The organism is Cognatiluteimonas weifangensis (genome assembly GCF_003416885.1).
GTDB lineage: Bacteria > Pseudomonadota > Gammaproteobacteria > Xanthomonadales > Xanthomonadaceae > Cognatiluteimonas > Cognatiluteimonas weifangensis.
This window is the reverse complement of record NZ_QVPD01000001.1, coordinates 217,984-235,781: the sequence shown is the minus strand read 5'-3', so window position 1 is coordinate 235,781 and position 17,798 is coordinate 217,984. Positions and strand designations below refer to the sequence as shown.

The following is a 17,798-nucleotide window of genomic DNA, read 5'->3' as shown; positions in this document are numbered from 1 at the left end:
GCGCACGGAATGCCAGGGACGATCGCCAGGGCCTGCGATCTGCGGCATCCGCTCCGTACGACGTCATCCGTCCTCCCCCGGGGACCGCCGATGCCGCAGTTCAAGTACCACGCCTTCATCAGCTACAGCCATGTCGACCGCCGCTGGGCCGACTGGCTGCACAAGGCGTTGGAGACCTACCCGATCCCGCAACGCCTGGTCGGGCGCCGGACCGCGGCCGGGACGATCCCGAAAAAGCTCGCGCCGATCTTCCGCGACCGCGACGAGTTGCCCAGCGCCCACGACCTCGGCGGCAAGGTCGACGAGGCGCTGGCGCAATCGGCCAGCCTGGTGGTGATCTGCTCGCCGCATGCGGCGGCCTCGCGCTGGGTCGACGCGGAGGTGCGCGCATTCAAGCGCCTCGGCCGCGAGGGGCGCGTGTTCTGCCTGGTCGTCGAGGGCGAACCCAACGCCAGCGACATGCCGGGTCGCGAGGCCGAAGAATGCTTCGTGCCCGCGCTGCGCTACCGGGTCGGCGCCGACGGCGTAGCGACGACCGAGCGCGCCGAGCCGATCGCCGCCGACGCCCGCCCCGGCAAGGATGGCAAGACCAACGCCAAGCTCAAGCTGCTGTCGGGATTGCTGGGTGTCGGTTTCGACGAACTGCGGCAGCGCGAGCAGCAGCGGCGCACGCGGCGGCTGGCCTGGGTCGCGGCGCTGGCGATCCTCGGCATGCTGCTGGCGACCGGGCTTGCGGTCGCCGCGTTGAAGGGGCGCGAGCAGGCGCGGTTCCAGCGCGAGCAGGCCGAAAACCTGGTCGGTTTCATGCTTGGCAACCTGCGCGACAAGCTGGAGGCGGTGAACCGGCTCGACATCCTCGACGAGGTCGCAGACCACGCCATGGGCTATTTCGACGCGCAAGGCGAAGACAGTGGCGACGATGAGTTGGGAGCCAAGCGCGCCGAGGCCTTGCTGTTGATCGGAAGGGTGCGGATGGGGCAGGGCAAGTACGAACAGGCGGAGAAAGCATTCGACGGGTCGTTACGCCTGGCAAGCGCCCTTGCGGAGAGCCAACCGGCAGACCCGGCCAGAAAGATTGCGATCGCGGATGCGCACTCATGGCTCGGCCAGACAGCGTGGCAGCGTGGCGATCTGAAGTCGGCGTTGGCGCATTTCGAGGCCGCGCAGCCAATTGTCGATGGAGTGGTAACAGCAAATCCAGACAACAAGGATTGGCTGTCTCGCCTGTATTGGTCGCACTACAACATCGGCCATGTTTTCGAACAACGCGGAGATCTCCGGGCTGCATTGCGCGAATACAACGTGGTTCTCGATCTCATCAAAAACCGGATTTCAGCCGATCCCGGGAATGATGCACTCAAAGCCGAGCTGGCGAATGCACACGACGCCCTCGGGCAGGTGAATTACGCATTGGGAAATCTTGCTGTCGCCGAGAAGCATTACGGCGACGAGCAAAGGCTGCTTCTTTGGCTGATCGATCGCCGGCCCGGCAACAACGTGTGGAAGCGGGATCTGGCGTTTGCCGAAACCTTCCTCGCGCAGATAGCTGAGGCGAGGGGGCATTCGGATGTCGCGAACGAAAGCCTGAAGCGTGCGATGCAGATTGGCGAGGAGTTTCTTTCCTCCGATGCAGACGATATGGACAAGGTCGGGGATCTGGCGTCCTATTGCCGGCGACTGGCGCGAAATCTACGGCTGCGCGGCGACACGGCTGCTGCGGCATCGCTGCTGAATCGCGCCGATGCGCTGTATGCGCGGATATTGACGAAATCGCCGGAAGACGTGCGCGCCGAGGGCGGGAAGGCCGCCACGACGTTGGAGCAGGCACGCCTGGCCTGGCAGATTGGCGACACCGTTAAATCCCGGGCCAACGTCCTTGCTGCGCGCGATTCATACGCAACATTCCTGCGTGAGCGAAAGGATGATCGCTCAGCCGCGCTGGGCATGGCTCGTGCCCAATTACTGCTTGGCGTGATCGATGATTCGGCCGGGAATTCTCGCCGCGCGATGAGCGCATGGGCACATGGTCTGGAAGCGATGCGCGTTTTCGGAGCGGATTCCCGCGATCCGGATCAGATCGCGGTGCAGGCCGAGCTGCTGCATCGGCTTGGCCGCGAATCGGATGCCGGGCGCCTGGTTGCGAGACTGGATGCAATGGGCTATCGCGATCGGGACTACATGGCATGGGCAATGCCAGTCCCGCCGAGCAGGACTTCCGGCAGTGCGGAAGTTGCCCGGCGCGGGCATTGATTTCAGGGGAAAACCAGCAACGGAGGAGACAGCGTCATGACGATCAAAGTGAAATTGAGTGGCAATACAGTCACCGTCCACCCAAACATCCATGCGGTCGACAAGGGCAGCCGTCCGCTGGAGTGGGGCCCCCACGAGAATAGCGACACCTTCACATTCGACGATCCGCCGATCACCTTCTATGACCCGAATGCGCCCATCAGCGGGATCACCGCGACCGGAGACAGCGCTTCGGGTACCGACGACAACACCAGTACCACCGACACCGATTACGGATATCAAGTGCATATCATCGACGCCGCCGGAAACCATATTACGTTTCCGGCCACCGACGGTACGACGCGGGGTGAGCGACCGACACAGAAAAGGAACACGATGCAGGTGGAGGGCATGATGGCCGAGAACGATCCCGTAATCCGCAACAGGCCATCCTGAGCGAGATGTCGTGGACCCGATTGGCCATTAGCTCGAAAGCATTCCCTGCTGGCGATGTCACCTCGTGGCTTCGCCGGTGGGGGATGCTGTGGCTTGGGTGCTCCGGTTGACCTTGCGGCTGTAATACCGACGGCACGCTAGAATGGGCGCATGGACGCCCCCGGCACCCTCGCCAACCAGCTGCTGGTCGCGCTGCCGACGCTGGCCGACCCCAACTTCTCGCGCAGCGTCGCGCTGGTCTGCCAGCACGACGCCGACGGCGCGATGGGGCTGGTGGTCAATCGCGCCTCCGAGTACACCCTGGGCGAGGTGTTCCGGCAGATGGGCATCGACAGCGACGACGCGCAGCTCAACGCGCGCCAGGTGCTGGCCGGCGGGCCGGTGCACCCGGAGCGCGGCTTCGTGCTGCACGACGGCGCCCGCGAGTGGGATTCCAGCCTCGCCATCGCCGATGGCCTCTATGTCACCACCTCGCGCGACGTGCTGGAGGCGATGGCCTGCGGCCAGGGGCCGGACTCGGCCCTGGTGGCGCTGGGTTGCGCCGGCTGGGGTGCGGGCCAGCTGGAGCACGAGCTGGTCGAGAACAGCTGGCTGACCGTGCCGGCCGATCCGGAATTGCTGTTCGCGCTGCCGCTGGAGGCGCGCTGGCAGGCGGCGGCCGGGCGCATCGGCGTGGACCTGGCGCGGGTCGCGGACTACAGCGGCCGTGCCTGAGCGCGCGCCGGCGACGACGACGGTGGCCACGCCGGCTCCGGCGTCGATCCGGCCTGACGGCACCGTGCTCGGCTTCGATGTCGGCGCCCGCCGGATCGGGGTTGCGGTCGGCAGCGCGTTCGGCCACGGGGCGCGCGCGCTGGCGGTGGTCGACGTGCATGCGCAGGGTCCGGACTGGGCGGCGATCGACCGCCTGCAGCGCGAATGGCGGCCGGACGGGCTCGTGGTCGGCGACCCGATGACCCTGGACGGCGGCGACCAGCCGATCCGCGGCGTCGCCCACGCCTTTGCCGCGCAGCTGCGCACGCGCTACGCGCTGCCGGTGGTGTTGGTGGACGAGCGCTCCAGTTCGATCGAGGCCGCGCAGCGTTTCGCTGCCGAGCGCGCGCAGGGGCGCCGCAAGCGCCGCGACGCCGCCGTGCTGGATGCGGTCGCCGCCGCGGTGATCGTCGAACGCTGGCTGGCGGCGCCGCAGGATGCGCAGCCGTTGCCGTGACCTGTCCTTTCCGCCCGGCGCGGGCCGGGACCCAATCGAAGCCGGATCCATGACCGAACAACTCGATTCCAGCGGCCGCCTGCGCCACCTGCTTGCCCTCGAAGGCCTACCGCGTGCCGCGCTGCTGCGGCTGCTCGACCGCGCGCAGGCGCTGCGCGCGGATGCCTACGCGGGCAGCGCCCTGCGCGGCACGCTCGCCGGCAAGGCGGTGTGCAACCTGTTTTTCGAGCCGTCCACGCGCACCCGCTCCAGCTTCCAGCTGGCGGCGACGCGGCTGGGCGCCGACACGCTCAACTTCGATGCGTCCACCTCCTCGACCAAGAAGGGCGAGACTGCGGCCGACACCCTGCGCACGCTGCAGGCGATGGGCGTGCACGGGTTCGTCGTGCGCCATTCCGAGGATGGCGCGGTTGCCGCGCTGGCGCAGGCCGCCGGTGCCGGCACCGCACTGGTCAACGCCGGCGACGGCCGCCACGCGCATCCGACCCAGGGCCTGCTCGACATGCTGACCCTGCGCCAGGCCAAGGGCCCCGATTTCGCGCGGCTGAAGGTGCTGATCGTCGGCGACGTCAGGCACTCGCGGGTGGCGCGTTCGGACCTGCATGCCTTGCGCACGCTGGGAGCGGCGGAGATCCGCATCTGCGGCCCGCAGGCGCTGCTGCCCGATGCCGCCACCCTGGCCGGCTGCGCGGTGACGCAGGACCTGGATGCCGCGCTCGACGGCGTCGATGCGGTGATGATGCTGCGGCTGCAGCGCGAACGCATGCAGCAGGGATTGGTCGCGTCGCTGCAGGATTACCACCGCGACTACGGCCTGACCGTGGCGCGCCTGCGCCGCGCCGCGCCCGATGCGGTGGTGCTGCATCCGGGGCCGATGAACCGCGGGGTGGAAATCGACGACGCCGTCGCCGACGGCCCGCAGTCGCGCGTCCTGGCCCAGGTCGCCAACGGCGTCGCGGTGCGGATGGCGGTGCTGGAAGAACTGCTGGGCTGACCCGCGGCCGCGGATGCAGCGCTGCGCGTTCACTGCATCAGCAGCAGCGTCGCCAGCCCGAGGAAGGTGAAAAAGCCCATCACGTCGGTCACGGTGGTCAGGAAGATCCCGCTCCCCAGCGCCGGGTCGTAACCGAAGCGCTTGACCAGCACCGGCACCAGCACTCCGGCCAGCGCCGCGAACAGCAGGTTGAGGGTGAGCGCGACGGCAATCACCAGCGACAGCCCGAGGTTGTGGAACCACGCCAGCACGATGCTGCCCAGCACTGCGCCGAGCATCACGCCGTTGAGCAGCGCCACCCGGACTTCCTTCCACAGCAACAGGCGGATGTTGGAGGCGCCGACCTGGCCCAGCGCCAGCCCGCGCACCATCAGCGCCAGCACCTGGGTGCCGGCGTTGCCGCCCATGCCGGCGACGATCGGCATCAGCACCGCCAGCGCCACCAGCTTGTCGATCGTGCCTTCGAACTGGCCGACCACGCTGGCGGCGAGGAAGGCGGTCGCCAGGTTGATCGACAGCCATACCAGGCGCCGGCGCATCGCCCGCCAGACCGGGCTGAACAGGTCCTCGTCCTCGTCCAGGCCGGCCGCGCCCAGCGCCTGGTGCTCGGCCTGCTCGCGGATGATGTCGACCACGTCGTCGATGGTGATGCGGCCGAGCAGGATGTTGTTGTCGTCCACCACCGGCGCGGAGATCCAGTCGTGGTCGGAGAACCGGCGCGCGACTTCCTCGGCCGATTCGCCGACGTCGATCGCCGGCTGCTCGTCGTCCAGCAGTGCGTTGATCTGGGTGTTGGCGTCGTGGGTGAGCAGCGCCTGCAGCGCGATCCGGCCCAGGTACTGGTGGCGGCGGCTGACCACGTACAGGTGGTCGGTGTGGTCGGGCAGCTCGCCGCGCAGGCGCAGGTAGCGCAGCACCAGGTCCACGGTGGTGTCGGTGCGCACCGTGACCACGTCCGGATTCATCAGGCGCCCGGCGCTGTCCTCGGGATAGGACAGCACCTGTTCCAGGCGCTCGCGGTTCTCGCGGTCCATCGACTTGAGCACTTCGTCGATGACGGTGCCGGGCAGGTCCTCGACCAGGTCGGCGAGGTCGTCGATGTCCAGGTCCTCGACCGCGGCCACGATCTCGTCCGGATCCATGTCCGCGATCAGGCCCTCGCGCACCTCGTCGCCGACGTGCAGCAGCACCTCGCCGTCGTCCTCGGCGTCGACCAGGCCCCAGACCACGCTGCGCTGGCCCGGCGGCAGCGATTCGAGCAGGTTGCCGATCTCCGCCGGCGACAGGGTGTTGACCAGACGCCGCACCGGGCCGAGGCGGCCGCTGTCGAGCGCGTCGGAAAGCAGACGCAGCTGGCGCGCGGTCTTGTCGTGGCGGACGGCTTCGGCCATGCGGGGCTTCCTGGTGCTGGAAGGCACGTAGCGGGTCGCATCCACGATGGGCGCGACAGGGTCAGGCGTTCATGCGCGCATTATCGCCCGTTGCCTGCGCACTGCACAGCCCCGCGGGCCGGCGCGCAGGCCGGTGACGCGCGGCGCCGGGGCCCTGGCGGTGCGGGACGCGGGGATGGCTGCGACGAACGACGTTGCCGGCCGCGCCGGAAGGGTGCGACCGACGGGCCCCGCTCAGCACTCCCGCAGCCAGCCCTCGATCCCGGCGCGATCGCGCATGCGCAGCAACGCGGCCGCGCGCGCGCGCAGGGCGCCGAGGTCGCAACCGCGGATCGCGCGCCGCACTTCCAGCATGGTGGCCGGATGCAGGCTGAACTCCTCCAGCCCCAGCGCCAGCAGCAGCGGGACGAACGCTGCGTCGCCGGCCATCTCGCCGCACACCGCCACCGGCTTGCCGCGCGCGCGCGCGCTGCGGATCGTGTCGTGCAGCAGGCGGATCACCGCCGGATGCAACGGCGTGTACAACTCGCCCAGCGCGTCGTTGTTGCGGTCGACCGCCAGCAGGTACTGCACCAGGTCGTTGGTGCCGATGGACAGGAAATCGAGCGCGTGGATGAAACCGGGCAGCGCGATCGCGGCGGCCGGGACCTCGATCATCGCCCCCAGCGGGATCGACTCGGCGACCTCGAAGCCTTCGTCGCGCAACTGGCGGCACACGCGCTGCAGCCGCGCGCGCGCGGCGACGATTTCTTCGCGGCTGCTGACCATCGGCACCAGCACCCGCACCGGGCCGTAGCCGGAGGCGCGCGCGATCGCCCGCAACTGGGTGTCGAACAGGTCCGCGCGCGCCAGCGACAGGCGCACGCCGCGCAGGCCCAGCGCCGGATTGGGCTCGTGGTCGAGGGTGAGGCCGGTGCGGTCGGCCTTGTCCGCGCCCAGGTCCAGGGTGCGGATGGTGACCGTGCGTCCGGTCATGCCCAGCACCAGGTCGCGGTAGGCGCGCAACTGCGCCTCCTCGTCCGGCAACTCGCTGCTGCCCAGGAACAGGAACTCGGTGCGGTACAGGCCGACGCCGGCGGCGCCGAGCGCGTGCGCGTCGGCCACGTCCTCGCGCGATTCGGCATTGGCCCAGAGCTTGATGTCGACGCCGTCCAGCGTGCGCGAGGGCTCGCGTCGCAGCCGGTTGAGCTGCTTGCGTTCGCGCGCCTGTTCGCGCAGCCGGGTGCGGTGCGCGCGCAGGTCGGCGGCGTCCGGCTCCACCACCACCAGGCCGCTGCCGCCGTCCACCGCCAGCACGTCGCCGTCGTTGATCCTGGACAGCGCCTGCGCCACGCCGACCACCAGCGGCAGGTGCAGGCTGCGCGCCAGGATCGCGCTGTGCGACAGCGTGCTGCCGCCGGTGGTGACCACCGCCATCACGCCCTGGCTTTGCAGCTGCGCCAGTTCCGCCGGGGCGATGCCGTCGGTGACCAGGATCTCGCCGGCCACGCCCTGCAGATCGGCGGGGCGCCGATGCAGGGCGGCGTGGATGCGGCCGATCACCTGATCGATGTCGTCGACGCGGCTGCGCAGATAGGCGTCGTCCATGTCCTGGAACACGCCGGCGATGCGGTTGCGTTGCAGACGCAGGGCGTATTCGGCGGAGTAGCGGCCGGTGCGGATCAGCTCGTCCAGGCCGTGCAGCAGTTCCGGGTCGTCGAGCAGCAGCGCGTGCAGGTCGAGGAATTCGCCGACCTCCTGCGCCAGCGCGCCGTGCAGGCGTTCGCGCAGGCCGTGCATGTCGCTGCGGACGATGCGGATGGCCGCGTGCAGGCGCTCGAGTTCGGCCTCGACGTCGTCGATGCGTTCCTCGGCGACGTCCAGCACGTGCGGCAGCCGCATCCGCGCGCGGCCCAGTGCGCTGCCGCGCGAGGCGCCGTGCCCGGGCAGCACCCGCCGCATCAGCCCTCCTCGTCGAACAGGCGCTCGAACAGCGCGGCCACCGCGTCGGCGGCCTGGGTCTCGTCCTCGCCCTCCACCCGCAGCAGCAGCGGGGTGCCCTTGCCGGCGGCCAGCAGCATCACGCCCATGATGCTCTTGGCGTTGACTTCGCGGCCCTTGGCCGCGAGCGTGGCGCTGCAGCGGTAGCCGGACAGCAGTTGCACCAGCTTCGCGGTCGCACGCGCGTGCAGGCCGAGGCGGTTGGCGATCATGAGTTCGCGTTCGATCACGGGCGTGCGGCCTCAGGCGTCGTCATGGATCACCCCGTTGCGGGCGCCGGCGGCGGCGACCGCGGGCAACTCGTCGAGCTCCAGCTCGGCGTAGTTCATCACCCGCAGCAGCATCGGCAGGTTGACCGCCGACACGCGCCGCACCGGCGTCCCCAGCCGTGCCAGCCGGGCGGCCAGGTTGCTGGGGGTGGCGCCGTAGAGATCGGTCAGCACCAGCACGCCGGCGCCGCGGTCGACCCGCCGCAGCGCCGCGCTGGCGGCCGGCAGCTCGGCCTCGGGATCGGCGTCGAAGGCCACCTCGAAGGCTTCGGCCGGCAGCGGCAGCTGCCGCAGCAGCCGGGACGCCACCGCCAGCAGCGCCGAGCCGATGCCCTTGTGGGTGATGAGCAGGATGCCGACGGACATGCCCCAACTTACCAGACCCGGGCCCGCGGCCGAAAGCGCCGCCGCGCGCGGCGCCGGCGGCCGGCACCGCGGCCGATCAGCGCTCCAGCACGTGCAGGTCCTGCAGCAGCAGCTCGAGCTTGTCCTGCATCTGCGCCTGCGGCTGGCTGCCCTCGGCGGTGTAGTAGGCGGTGTACAGCACCGCGGGGTCGTCGGCGCCGGGCATCGCCACCACGGTGGTGATCTTGGTCGCGTCCTCGTCGCTGCGCACCTTGGCGTCGAAGGGATGCTGCCGTCGCAGCTTCTTTTCCCAGTCGTTGCGGTAGTCGTCGCCCAGGTGCGGCGGCGGCGCCTGGCCGCGGACCAGCATCAGGTAATTGTCGTCGCTGGCCTTGGCCGAGAGCCAGACCTCGGCCGCGTCCCACACCACCTTGCCGCGGTCCGGGAAGAAGGCGAAGCCCAGGGTCAGCACGCTGTCGGGCTGGATCGCCTGCAGTTGCGGGGTGAAGGCGAAGCGCATGCGCCCGGAGGCGTAGCTGAAACGGCGGCCGTAGTCGAAGTCGATGCGGGTGTCGCGCAGCGCCGCCGGCAGCAGTTCGGGCCGGCGCAGGAATTCCTTCCACTGCGCCAGGGTGCCGTCGTAATTGACGTAGACGAAGTCGGTCAGCGCGCGCGTGTTGATCAGCTGGTCGTGCTCCTGCATTGCCAGCGCGAAGCGCGCCACGCCGACGTAGCCGTCGGGCACCGGCAGCGCCAGCACGACCAGCCAGGCATTGGCGTAGGGCAGCGGCCAGCGCCATTCCTGCCAGCGCCGGCCCCAGGCGTCGACATGGACGGCGGCCTTGGCGGGCGCGCCCAGCGAGGTGACGAGGATGTTCTCGGCGCCGACGTTGCGCTTGAGGAAGCCGGTTTTCAGCAGCAGGTCCATGGCCACCGCGGGCTCGCGGTAGAGCCGGTCGGCGGGCACGTCGTCGGGCTTGCGCAGGTGGAACAGCAGGTTCTTGCCGAACGCGCCGGGGGTGACGTAGCCGTTGGCGGCCAGCCGCACGTCGTTTTCGGCCTCGCCGGACAGCCCCCAGGTGCCGCTGCTGTTGCGGGTGATCAAGCGCGGGAAATCGCCCATCGTGGCGATGCTGTGCAGCAGCTCGCTGGAGCCCTCGCCGTTGGGGAACAGGCGCTGCGGTTCCTTGCCCAGCAGTTCGCGCAGCTGGCTGTCGACATAGGCGTCCACGCGCGCCGAATAGGCGGCGTAGAAATCGTCCAGCGCCAGCGGCAGCGCGAACTGGGTCCTGAAGGTGTTGCTGATGGTGCTGTCGAAGACGTCGAACTGGTAGCTGACGCGCTGGTCGATCCGGGCCAGGTCGTCGGGCGCGTCCAGGACCTGCGCGATCGGCAGCGCGTAATTGAGGTTCTCGTTGGGCGACTTGGCCAGCACCACGCCCAGCACCTTGCCGTCCTTGTCCACCAGCGGGCCGCCGCTGTTGCCCGGCGAGGCGGCGGCGGAGAAACGCAGCCAGTTCCAGCGTCCGTCCTGCTGCTCGGGGGTGTCGGAGGTATACAGGCCATCGCGGATCACCACCCCGGTGCCGTAGGCGTTGCCCACCGAATACACCGCCTGCCCGGGCACCGGCACGGTCTCCAGCGGCAGCGCGGCGACCGCGGGCGGCGCGGCCAGGGTGAAGACGACGAAGTCCTTTTCCAGCGAGAACTTGCGCACCTTGTCGATGGCGTACACGCGGCCGCCGTTGTCGCGCAGCGCGGGCGGTCCCCACAGGCTGTCGACGCCGGTCAGCAGCACGTGCGCGGCGGTCACGTAGCGACCGTCGCCGATGGCGAAGGCGGTGCCGATCGAGTAGTACTTGTCGTTGCGCTGCTGGAACGGCAGCAGTTCCAGCGGCAGCGGTCTCTCGTACTGCAGCGGGTCCTGCAGCGGTTTGGCCGAGACCACTTCGAAGGTCGCCGCCTGGATGCCCGGCAGGCGCTGCGGATCGAGGCTGGCCGCGGGCGCGGCGGCGGCGAAGCAGAGGCCGGCGATCAGCGCCAGCCATGGCGTCCGGCCGGCGCGGGCGCCGGGAGTGCTGTCCTGCATGGGGTCCCCTGTTGGTCGCGTACTGGTGGAGAGGCCGCGACGGTACGCATGCGCCGCGCGGCCCGGCATCATCTTGGCACGCGACCGCGGGCGCTGCACGTCGGCGGCCCGGGCGCGCGCCGCGGGCCGTGCGGCTCAGTCCAGTTCGCGGTGGTGGACGGCGACCTCGCCCCAGCCGCGTTCGCGGCAGTGCGCGGCCAGGCGCTCGGCCAGGTATACCGAGCGGTGGCGGCCGCCGGTGCAGCCGAAGGCGATGGTGACGTAGCTGCGGGTGTCGGTGCGCAGCCGCGGCAGCCAGGTGTCCAGGAACTGCGCGACCTGGCCGGTGTATTCGACCACCTCGGCCTGGGCTTCGAGGAATTCGCGCACCACCCGGTCGCGCCCGGACAGCGGCCGCAACTCGGCGTCCCAGTGCGGATTGGGCAGGACCCGGGCATCGAACACGAAGTCCGCGTCCGGCGGCACCCCGCGACGATAGGCGAAGGATTCGAACAGCAGCGACAGGGTGTCATCGTTGCCGAGCCCGAACTCGGTGATCACCTGGCGCCGCAGCTGGTGCACGTTGAGCGCGCTGGTGTCGATCACGCTGTCGGCGATCTGGCGCAGCGGCTTGAGCACCTGCCGCTCCAGCGAGATCGCGTCGGCCAGCACCAGCCCGAGATGGCTGAGCGGATGCCGGCGGCGGGTGTCGGCGTAGCGCCGCAGCAGCACCGTGTCCCGGGTGTCGAAGAACACCAGCCGTGGGTCCAGCCCCATCGCGCCGACCGCCGACAGCCATTCCGGGATGTTGGCCAGGTCGCTGTGGCGGTTGCGCACGTCCAGGCCGACGGCGAGCTTGTCCGGGGCGTCGTCGCCGGCGACGCTGTGCACGAACGCCGGCAGCAGCTCCGCCGGCAGGTTGTCGACGCAGTAGAAGCCCAGATCCTCCAGCGTCTTCAGCGCCACCGACTTGCCGGAGCCGGACATGCCGCTGACCACGATCAACTGCGGGGTGACACCCGGGGTCACGGCGCGCGCTCCAGGAAATGGCTGTGGCGGGCCATGAACGCCGCGGCCGGGTCGACCCCCTTGGCGCGCAGGATGTGCACCCGGGTCGCGGCCTCGGTCAGCACCGCGAGGTTGCGGCCGGCCATCACCGGCACCGTGATCGTCGGCACGTCCAGGTCGAGCACCCGGCGCACGCCGCCGTCGCCGGTCAGTCGCGCCAGGCCGCTGCTGTCGCCCGCGGCGGCGGGCCACGGCTCGGCCGTGGGCTTGCCCAGGTGCACGATCAGGCGCAGGTACTTGTTGCGCTTGACCGCGGTGTCGCCGAACATCTGGCGGATGTTGAGCACGCCCAGGCCGCGGACCTCGAGCAGGTCCAGCAGCAGTTCCGGGCAGGTGCCGTCGAGCACGTCGGGCGCGATCTGGGTGAATTCCGGGGCGTCGTCGGCGACCAGGCGATGGCCGCGGGTGATCAGCTCCAGCGCCAGCTCGCTCTTGCCGGAACCCGACTCGCCGGTGATCAGCACGCCGATCGAATAGATCTCCATGAACACCCCGTGCAGCGTCACCCGCGGCGCCAGCGTGCGCGCCAGGTGGTACTGCAGGTGGTTGAGCAACTCGTGGCCGCGCTTGGGCGAGGACCACAGCGGGGTGGCGGATTCCTCCGCGGCGCGGCGCAGGTCCTCCGGGCAGGTCTGGTCCTTGCTGATCACCAGCGCCAGCGGCCGGAAGTGCATGATCTTCTCGATCGTCTCCCAGCGCTGGCGCGAGTCCAGGCTGTCGAGCCAGGCCAGTTCCTCGGTGCCCAGGATCTGCACCTTGTTGGGATAGATGGCGTTGAGGTAGCCGGCCAGCGACGGCCGCCGGGCGACGGTCTCCACCGACTCCAGCACGTGTTCGGCGCCCTCCTGGCCGGCGATCCAGCGCAGGTCCAGGCGGTCGCGCTGCTGCTCGAACAGCTCGCGGGCGCTGATGGCGGCGATCATGCGGTCCCGGGCCTCAGGGCGCGACCGGGGCGGTGCCCAGCAGGATCGCGCGCAGCGCGCCGGCATCCGGGGCCTGCCGCAGCGCGCTGCGGAACCCCGGATCGGCGAAGCGCTCGGCCAGTTCCGAAAGCAGTTGCAGATGCTGCTGGGTGAAATGCTCCGGGACCGCCATCGCGAATACCAGGTCCACCGGCACGCCGTCGCCGGCGCCGAAATCCACCGGCTGCCGCAGGCGCAGGAATGCCGCCCGCACCTCCTCGAACGCATCGCTGCGGCCGTGGGGAATGGCGACCCCGTGGCCGATCGCGGTGCTGCCCAGGCGCTCGCGCTGGCGCAGGCACGCACCGATCGTGGCCGCCAGCGCCGGAGCGGCGCCGGCCAGCAGCCGCGCGGCCGCGTCGAGCACCTGTTCGCGGTCGACCGGGTCGGCCAGCAGCACGATGCGGTCGGGATTGAGGAGTTCGGGCAGGGGCATCGGGTGGCGGGCCGCGGATCGGGCGTCGGGCGGGCGTCAGGAGAAGTCGCCGCTGCGCGAGGTGCTCTCGGCGCGGCGGCTGACATCGACCAGCTTTTCCTTGTGCTTGACCAGCAGCCGGTCGAGCTTGTCGGCGAGCAGGTCGATCGCCGCGTACATGTCCACCGCCGTGGCGTCGGCGTGCAGGGTGCGTCCGGCGATGCCGACGGTGGCCTCGGCACGGTGGTCGTGGCGGTCCAGGCCGAGCTGGGCGCGCACTTCGAGCGGCTGCTCGAAATGGCGGCCCAGCCGCGCCAGCTTGTTTTCGACGTAATCGCGCAGGGCCGGGGTGATCTGGATCTGCTGGCCGTGGGTTTCGATGCGCATCGCAACCTCTCCTTCGTCTGCGTGGGACCGGCGGCAGTGCCCGGAACCGGGACGGGTGCCGTGGACGGACGTTACCCCATTACGGGAACGGCGTCCCCCACCGCCAGCGGCAGCCGCTCAGCCGACCCGGAGGCGGTCGTGCGAGGACGGGATGTTCATGGCCTCCCGGTATTTTGCCACGGTGCGCCGCGCCACCGGCACGCCGGTGGCCTTGAGGGTCTCGGCCAGGCGCGCGTCCGACAGCGGCTTGCGCGGGTTCTCGGCGTCGATCAGGCGCCGGATCATCGACTGGATCGCGGTGCTCGACGCCTCGCCGCCGCCTTCGGTGTCGATGCCCGAGGCGAAAAACGCCCGCAGCGGCATGGTCCCGCGCGGCGTGCGCACGTACTTGCGGGCGACCGCGCGCGACACGGTCGACTCGTGCAGGCCGATTTCGGCGGCGACCTCGCGCAGGGTCAGCGGCCGCAGCGCCTGGTCGCCGAACTCGAGGAAGCCGGCCTGCTGCCGGATCAGGCAGCGCACCACCTTGAGCAGGGTCTCGCCGCGGGCCTGCAGGTTCTTCAGCAGCCAGCGCGCCTCCTGCAGACGCCCGCGCAGGTAGCCGGCATCCGCGGCGGTGGCGCCGGCGATCATGCCTTCGTAGCCGCGGTGGATGGTCAGCCGCGGAGCGTGGCTGGCGGCCAGCGCCACCCGCCACACGCCCTGCTGGCGCCAGATCACGCAGTCGGGGGTGATGTAGGTATCGGCGGGCAGGGCGCCGATCTGTGCGCCCGGGCGCGGGTCCAGCGTGCGCAGCAGCTGCAGCGCCAGCTGCACCTGGTCGCTGTCGCAATGCAGCTCCGCGGCCAGGCCGTCGACGCCGGCCTTGGGCAGGCGTTGCAGCGGGCCGCTGGCGATGCGCAGGGCCAGCGCCTTGCCGGCGGTGTCCTCGGGCAGCGGCGCCAGCTGCAGGGCCAGGCATTCGCCCAGGTCGCGGGCGGCGACGCCGGCCGGGTCGAAGCGCTGCAGCTGGCGCAGCACCGCCAGCACCTCGTCGGCGCCCGCCACCAGCTCCGGGCGCAGCGATTCGGCGATCGTCTCGAGCGGATCGCGCAGGTAGCCGTCGTCGTCGATCGCATCGATCAACGCCAGGCCGATGCGGCGGTCGCGGGCGGACAGGTGGGTGAGGTGCAGCTGCCACAGCAGGTGGTCGTGCAGGGAGTCGGTTTCGACCACGCGCTCGGCGGCCTCGCCGGGATCCTCGTCGGTGGCCGGTCCCAGCCGCTGCTGCCAGGGCTCCTCGCCGCGGGTCCACGGCGGGAGGTCCTCGGTCGCGGCCTGTTCGCTGCCGTCGGCCTCGCCGGCCGTGTCGACGGACTCGTGGCTGGACAGCGGCTCCGGCTCGGCCCAGTCCAGCAGCGGGTTGCTCTCCACCGCGGCGGCGAGTTCGGCGTCCAGTTCCAGCGCCGACAATTGCAGCAGGTGCAACGCCTGCCGCAACTGGGGCGTGAGCACCAGTTGCTGGCCGAGCGAAGTCTGCAGGCGGGGCTTCATGACCGGTACAACGCGTCCTGGCTGGGGACGGCGGCCGCAGGGTCTGGAAACGGGGCCCGCCGCAACCACGGGCGACCCCGGAGGCTACAGGCGGAAGGACTCGCCCAGGTACACGCGACGCACGTCGGGATTGGCCAGCAGCGCGTCCGGAGCCCCCTGCGCGAGCACGCCGCCTTCGTTGAGGATATACGCGCGGTCGCAAATGCCCAAGGTCTCGCGCACGTTGTGGTCGGTGATCAGCACGCCGATGCCGCGATTCTTGAGGTGGCGGATGATGCGCTGGATCTCGCCGATGGAAATCGGATCGACGCCGGCGAAGGGTTCGTCCAGCAGCATCAGCCGCGGCCGCGCCGCCAGCGCCCGGGCGATCTCGACCCGGCGGCGCTCGCCGCCCGACAGGCTCGCTCCGATCTGGTCGGCGACGTGCGCCACCTGCAGCTCGTCCATCAGGCTGTCGAGTTCGCGCGCGCGCCCGGTCTTGTCCAGGTCCGGGCGCAGCTCCAGCACCAGCCGCAGGTTGTCGGCGACGCTGAGCTTGCGGAACACCGACGGCTCCTGCGGCAGGTAGCCGACCCCGAGCTTGGCGCGGATGTACATCGGCTCGGTGGTGATGTCGCGGCCGTCGAGCACGATCCGGCCCGCGTCCGCCGGCACCAGGCCGACGATCATGTAGAAGCAGGTGGTCTTGCCGGCGCCGTTGGGGCCGAGCAGGCCGACGACCTCGCCGGCGTCCAGGTTCAGGCCGAAGTCGTGCACCACGGTGCGCGCGCGGTAGCGCTTGCGCAGCCCTTCGGCGACCAGCATCAGCGGTCGTCCTTGCGGTCCGGGGCGGTCTCCGGCGCGGTCGCGCCTTGGGCATCCCTGGGCAGGATCCGCATCCTCACCCGGCCGCCGCCTTCGCCGCCGCTGTCCACGCGGCCGCTCTTGAGGTCGTAGACCACGCGCTGGCCGCTCATGCTGCCGCGCGGTTGCTGGATGCTGACGTTGCCGGTGAAGACCACGACCTCGGTCCGCAGGTCGTAGTCCACGGCGTCCGCGCGTGCGCTCATCGGCGTGCCGTCGTCCAGGACCTGCTTCAGCACCACCGGGCCGCCGCTGAACACGGCGCGAGTGGGATCGCCGCCGGCCAGGGTGATGCGGGCGCTGTCGGCAGTGATGTCGAGGCTGCCCTGGGTGATGTGCACGCCGCCGGACAAGGTGTTGACGCTGTCGCCGCTGAAGGTGCCGACCTGGCGACCGGCCTCGATGTCCATCGGCCGGTTGCGGTCGGAGCTGCGCGCCCACGCGGCGCCGGCCGCAAGCAGTGCGGCCCCCAGCAGCAGCCACGCCGGGAGGCGCCGGCCGGCGCGGCGGCGGGACAGATCAGCGTTGCGGGACATAGCGGCTGTGCACCTGCGACTTGAGTTCGTAGCGCTTGCTGGCCAGATTGGTTTCCAGGCCGCGGCCGCGCAGTATAGAACCGGGCTGGGTGATGGTCACGACGGCGGGCGAGGTCGCCAGGTCGCGGTCGGGGAAGACGTTCAGCTGCTCGGTCCGCAGCGCGACCTTGCGTCCCTGCGGCGGGCCGTCGACGCGCACGTCGCCGCGCAGGCGCAACTCCTTGCCGTCGGCGGCGACCCAGCCGCTGCGCGCCCGCACCTGCCAGTAGTGGTTTTCGGAATCGGGCAGCAGGAACAGCGGCGTCTGCATCGCCATGGTGCGGTCGCCCGGATCGCGCGCCATCCGCGGTGCGCGCAGGGTGAAGGATTCGCGGCCGGCGTCGTCGAGCGCGACCAGTTCGAAATCGTGCAGCACGTAATCGGAGCGGCCGCCGCTGCCGGCGCCGGTCTCGGCGGCGCCGCGATGCATCCACACCGACCAGCCAGACACCAGCGCGCCCGCCAGCAGCAGCAGGGTCAGGGTGGTGCGCCAGTTCATGCCAGCAGCTCCTCGACCCGGCCCTGCGCGGCCAGCAGCAGGTCGCACAGCTCGCGCGCCGCGCCGCGGCCGCCGCGCGCGACCGTGCGCCAGTGCACGCGTTCGCGGATCCACGCATGCGCGTCGGCCGGCGCCGCCGCCAGCCCGACCGCGCGCAGCACCGGCAGGTCGGCGAGGTCGTCGCCCATGAACGCGACCGCTTCCAGGCCGATGCCCTGGTGCGCCGCCAGTTCGCGCACGCAGGCGAGCTTGTCCTTGACTTCCGCAAACGCCTGCACGCCCAGTTCCGCGGCGCGGCGTTGCGCGACCGCGCCCGGGCGCGCAGTGACGAAGGCCACTGCGATCCCGGCACGCCGGAGCAGCGCCAGCCCCTGACCGTCCTGGACGTGGAAGGCCTTCCATTCGCGCCCGTCGGCGTCGTACAGCAGACGGCCGTCAGTCAGCGTGCCGTCGACGTCGAAGCAGGCGAGGCGGATCCTCGCGGCGCGTTCGCGGATGTCGGCCGGATAGTCGCTGGTGGGGAAGTAGGGCATCGGAAACCGGGATTCGGGGGGTTCGGGACGATTCGGGATTC

The 17,798-nt window shown here is 70.7% G+C and carries 19 protein-coding genes; 5 read left to right on the top strand and 14 right to left on the bottom strand.

Annotated elements, in window-relative coordinates; all coding sequences use genetic code 11:
• Positions 1–90: 90 nt before the first annotated feature.
• The 5 genes from D0Y53_RS01095 to D0Y53_RS01075 all read left to right on the top strand — a co-directional run bounded on the left by D0Y53_RS01095 (position 91) and on the right by D0Y53_RS01075 (position 4,889).
• Positions 91–2,250 (top strand): TIR domain-containing protein, encoded by a 2,160-nt coding sequence (locus tag D0Y53_RS01095; protein WP_158550545.1) that lies wholly within the window; start codon positions 91–93, stop codon positions 2,248–2,250.
• A 36-nt stretch (positions 2,251–2,286) separates the two neighbouring features.
• Entirely contained in the window at positions 2,287–2,685 is a 399-nt protein-coding gene (locus D0Y53_RS01090; RefSeq protein ID WP_117201266.1) for a hypothetical protein, read from the top strand.
• A gap of 150 nt (positions 2,686–2,835) precedes the next feature.
• Positions 2,836–3,399 (top strand): YqgE/AlgH family protein, encoded by a 564-nt coding sequence (locus D0Y53_RS01085; protein WP_117201265.1) that lies wholly within the window; start codon positions 2,836–2,838, stop codon positions 3,397–3,399.
• Between the two features lie 46 nt (positions 3,400–3,445).
• Positions 3,446–3,895, top strand: a complete 450-nt coding sequence (gene ruvX / locus D0Y53_RS01080) for a Holliday junction resolvase RuvX (RefSeq protein ID WP_386724330.1) — start codon at positions 3,446–3,448, stop codon at positions 3,893–3,895.
• A gap of 49 nt (positions 3,896–3,944) precedes the next feature.
• Positions 3,945–4,889 carry an aspartate carbamoyltransferase catalytic subunit gene (locus tag D0Y53_RS01075; protein ID WP_117201263.1) on the top strand — a complete coding sequence of 315 codons (945 nt, stop codon included), beginning with the start codon at positions 3,945–3,947 and terminating at the stop codon, positions 4,887–4,889.
• A 29-nt stretch (positions 4,890–4,918) separates the two neighbouring features.
• Here the strand turns inward: D0Y53_RS01075 and mgtE are convergent, their stop codons facing one another.
• The 14 genes from mgtE to D0Y53_RS01005 all read right to left on the bottom strand — a co-directional run bounded on the left by mgtE (position 4,919) and on the right by D0Y53_RS01005 (position 17,757).
• The gene (mgtE, locus tag D0Y53_RS01070; protein WP_117201262.1) at positions 4,919–6,280 is read right to left on the bottom strand and encodes a magnesium transporter; all 1,362 of its coding nucleotides are present in this window, start codon (positions 6,278–6,280) and stop codon (positions 4,919–4,921) included.
• Between the two features lie 234 nt (positions 6,281–6,514).
• Positions 6,515–8,221: a phosphoenolpyruvate--protein phosphotransferase gene (gene ptsP / locus D0Y53_RS01065; RefSeq protein WP_117201261.1), complete on the bottom strand. Its 1,707-nt coding sequence runs from the start codon at positions 8,219–8,221 to the stop codon at positions 6,515–6,517.
• Positions 8,221–8,490, bottom strand: coding sequence for an HPr family phosphocarrier protein (locus tag D0Y53_RS01060; protein WP_117201260.1), 270 nt, complete (start codon positions 8,488–8,490; stop codon positions 8,221–8,223). The genes ptsP and D0Y53_RS01060 overlap by 1 nt, the downstream gene beginning before the upstream one ends.
• Before the next feature lie 12 nt (positions 8,491–8,502).
• Positions 8,503–8,895, bottom strand: a complete 393-nt coding sequence (locus D0Y53_RS01055) for a PTS sugar transporter subunit IIA (protein WP_117201259.1) — start codon at positions 8,893–8,895, stop codon at positions 8,503–8,505.
• A 76-nt stretch (positions 8,896–8,971) separates the two neighbouring features.
• On the bottom strand, positions 8,972–10,963 hold the full coding sequence (locus tag D0Y53_RS01050) for a S1 family peptidase (protein WP_117201258.1): 1,992 nt from the start codon (positions 10,961–10,963) through the stop codon (positions 8,972–8,974).
• Positions 10,964–11,098: 135 nt separating this feature from the next.
• A complete protein-coding gene (gene rapZ / locus D0Y53_RS01045) occupies positions 11,099–11,944 on the bottom strand; it encodes an RNase adapter RapZ (protein ID WP_117201390.1) in 846 nt (281 codons plus the stop codon).
• Positions 11,945–11,967: 23 nt separating this feature from the next.
• The gene (gene hprK, locus D0Y53_RS01040; RefSeq protein WP_117201257.1) at positions 11,968–12,933 is read right to left on the bottom strand and encodes an HPr(Ser) kinase/phosphatase; all 966 of its coding nucleotides are present in this window, start codon (positions 12,931–12,933) and stop codon (positions 11,968–11,970) included.
• Between the two features lie 13 nt (positions 12,934–12,946).
• Positions 12,947–13,408, bottom strand: a complete 462-nt coding sequence (locus D0Y53_RS01035) for a PTS sugar transporter subunit IIA (RefSeq protein WP_117201256.1) — start codon at positions 13,406–13,408, stop codon at positions 12,947–12,949.
• Positions 13,409–13,444: 36 nt separating this feature from the next.
• Positions 13,445–13,774 carry a ribosome hibernation-promoting factor, HPF/YfiA family gene (hpf, locus tag D0Y53_RS01030; protein WP_117201255.1) on the bottom strand — a complete coding sequence of 110 codons (330 nt, stop codon included), beginning with the start codon at positions 13,772–13,774 and terminating at the stop codon, positions 13,445–13,447.
• 117 nt (positions 13,775–13,891) lie between these two features.
• Positions 13,892–15,307 (bottom strand): RNA polymerase factor sigma-54, encoded by a 1,416-nt coding sequence (locus D0Y53_RS01025; protein ID WP_117201254.1) that lies wholly within the window; start codon positions 15,305–15,307, stop codon positions 13,892–13,894.
• Between the two features lie 84 nt (positions 15,308–15,391).
• Positions 15,392–16,111: an LPS export ABC transporter ATP-binding protein gene (lptB, locus tag D0Y53_RS01020; protein WP_117201253.1), complete on the bottom strand. Its 720-nt coding sequence runs from the start codon at positions 16,109–16,111 to the stop codon at positions 15,392–15,394.
• The gene (gene lptA / locus D0Y53_RS01015; RefSeq protein WP_117201252.1) at positions 16,111–16,686 is read right to left on the bottom strand and encodes a lipopolysaccharide transport periplasmic protein LptA; all 576 of its coding nucleotides are present in this window, start codon (positions 16,684–16,686) and stop codon (positions 16,111–16,113) included. The genes lptB and lptA overlap by 1 nt, the downstream gene beginning before the upstream one ends.
• Positions 16,670–17,224 carry an LPS export ABC transporter periplasmic protein LptC gene (lptC, locus tag D0Y53_RS01010; protein WP_117201251.1) on the bottom strand — a complete coding sequence of 185 codons (555 nt, stop codon included), beginning with the start codon at positions 17,222–17,224 and terminating at the stop codon, positions 16,670–16,672. Before lptC ends, lptA begins: the two co-directional genes overlap by 17 nt.
• Entirely contained in the window at positions 17,221–17,757 is a 537-nt protein-coding gene (locus D0Y53_RS01005) for a KdsC family phosphatase (RefSeq protein ID WP_117201250.1), read from the bottom strand. Before D0Y53_RS01005 ends, lptC begins: the two co-directional genes overlap by 4 nt.
• Positions 17,758–17,798 lie beyond the last annotated feature (41 nt).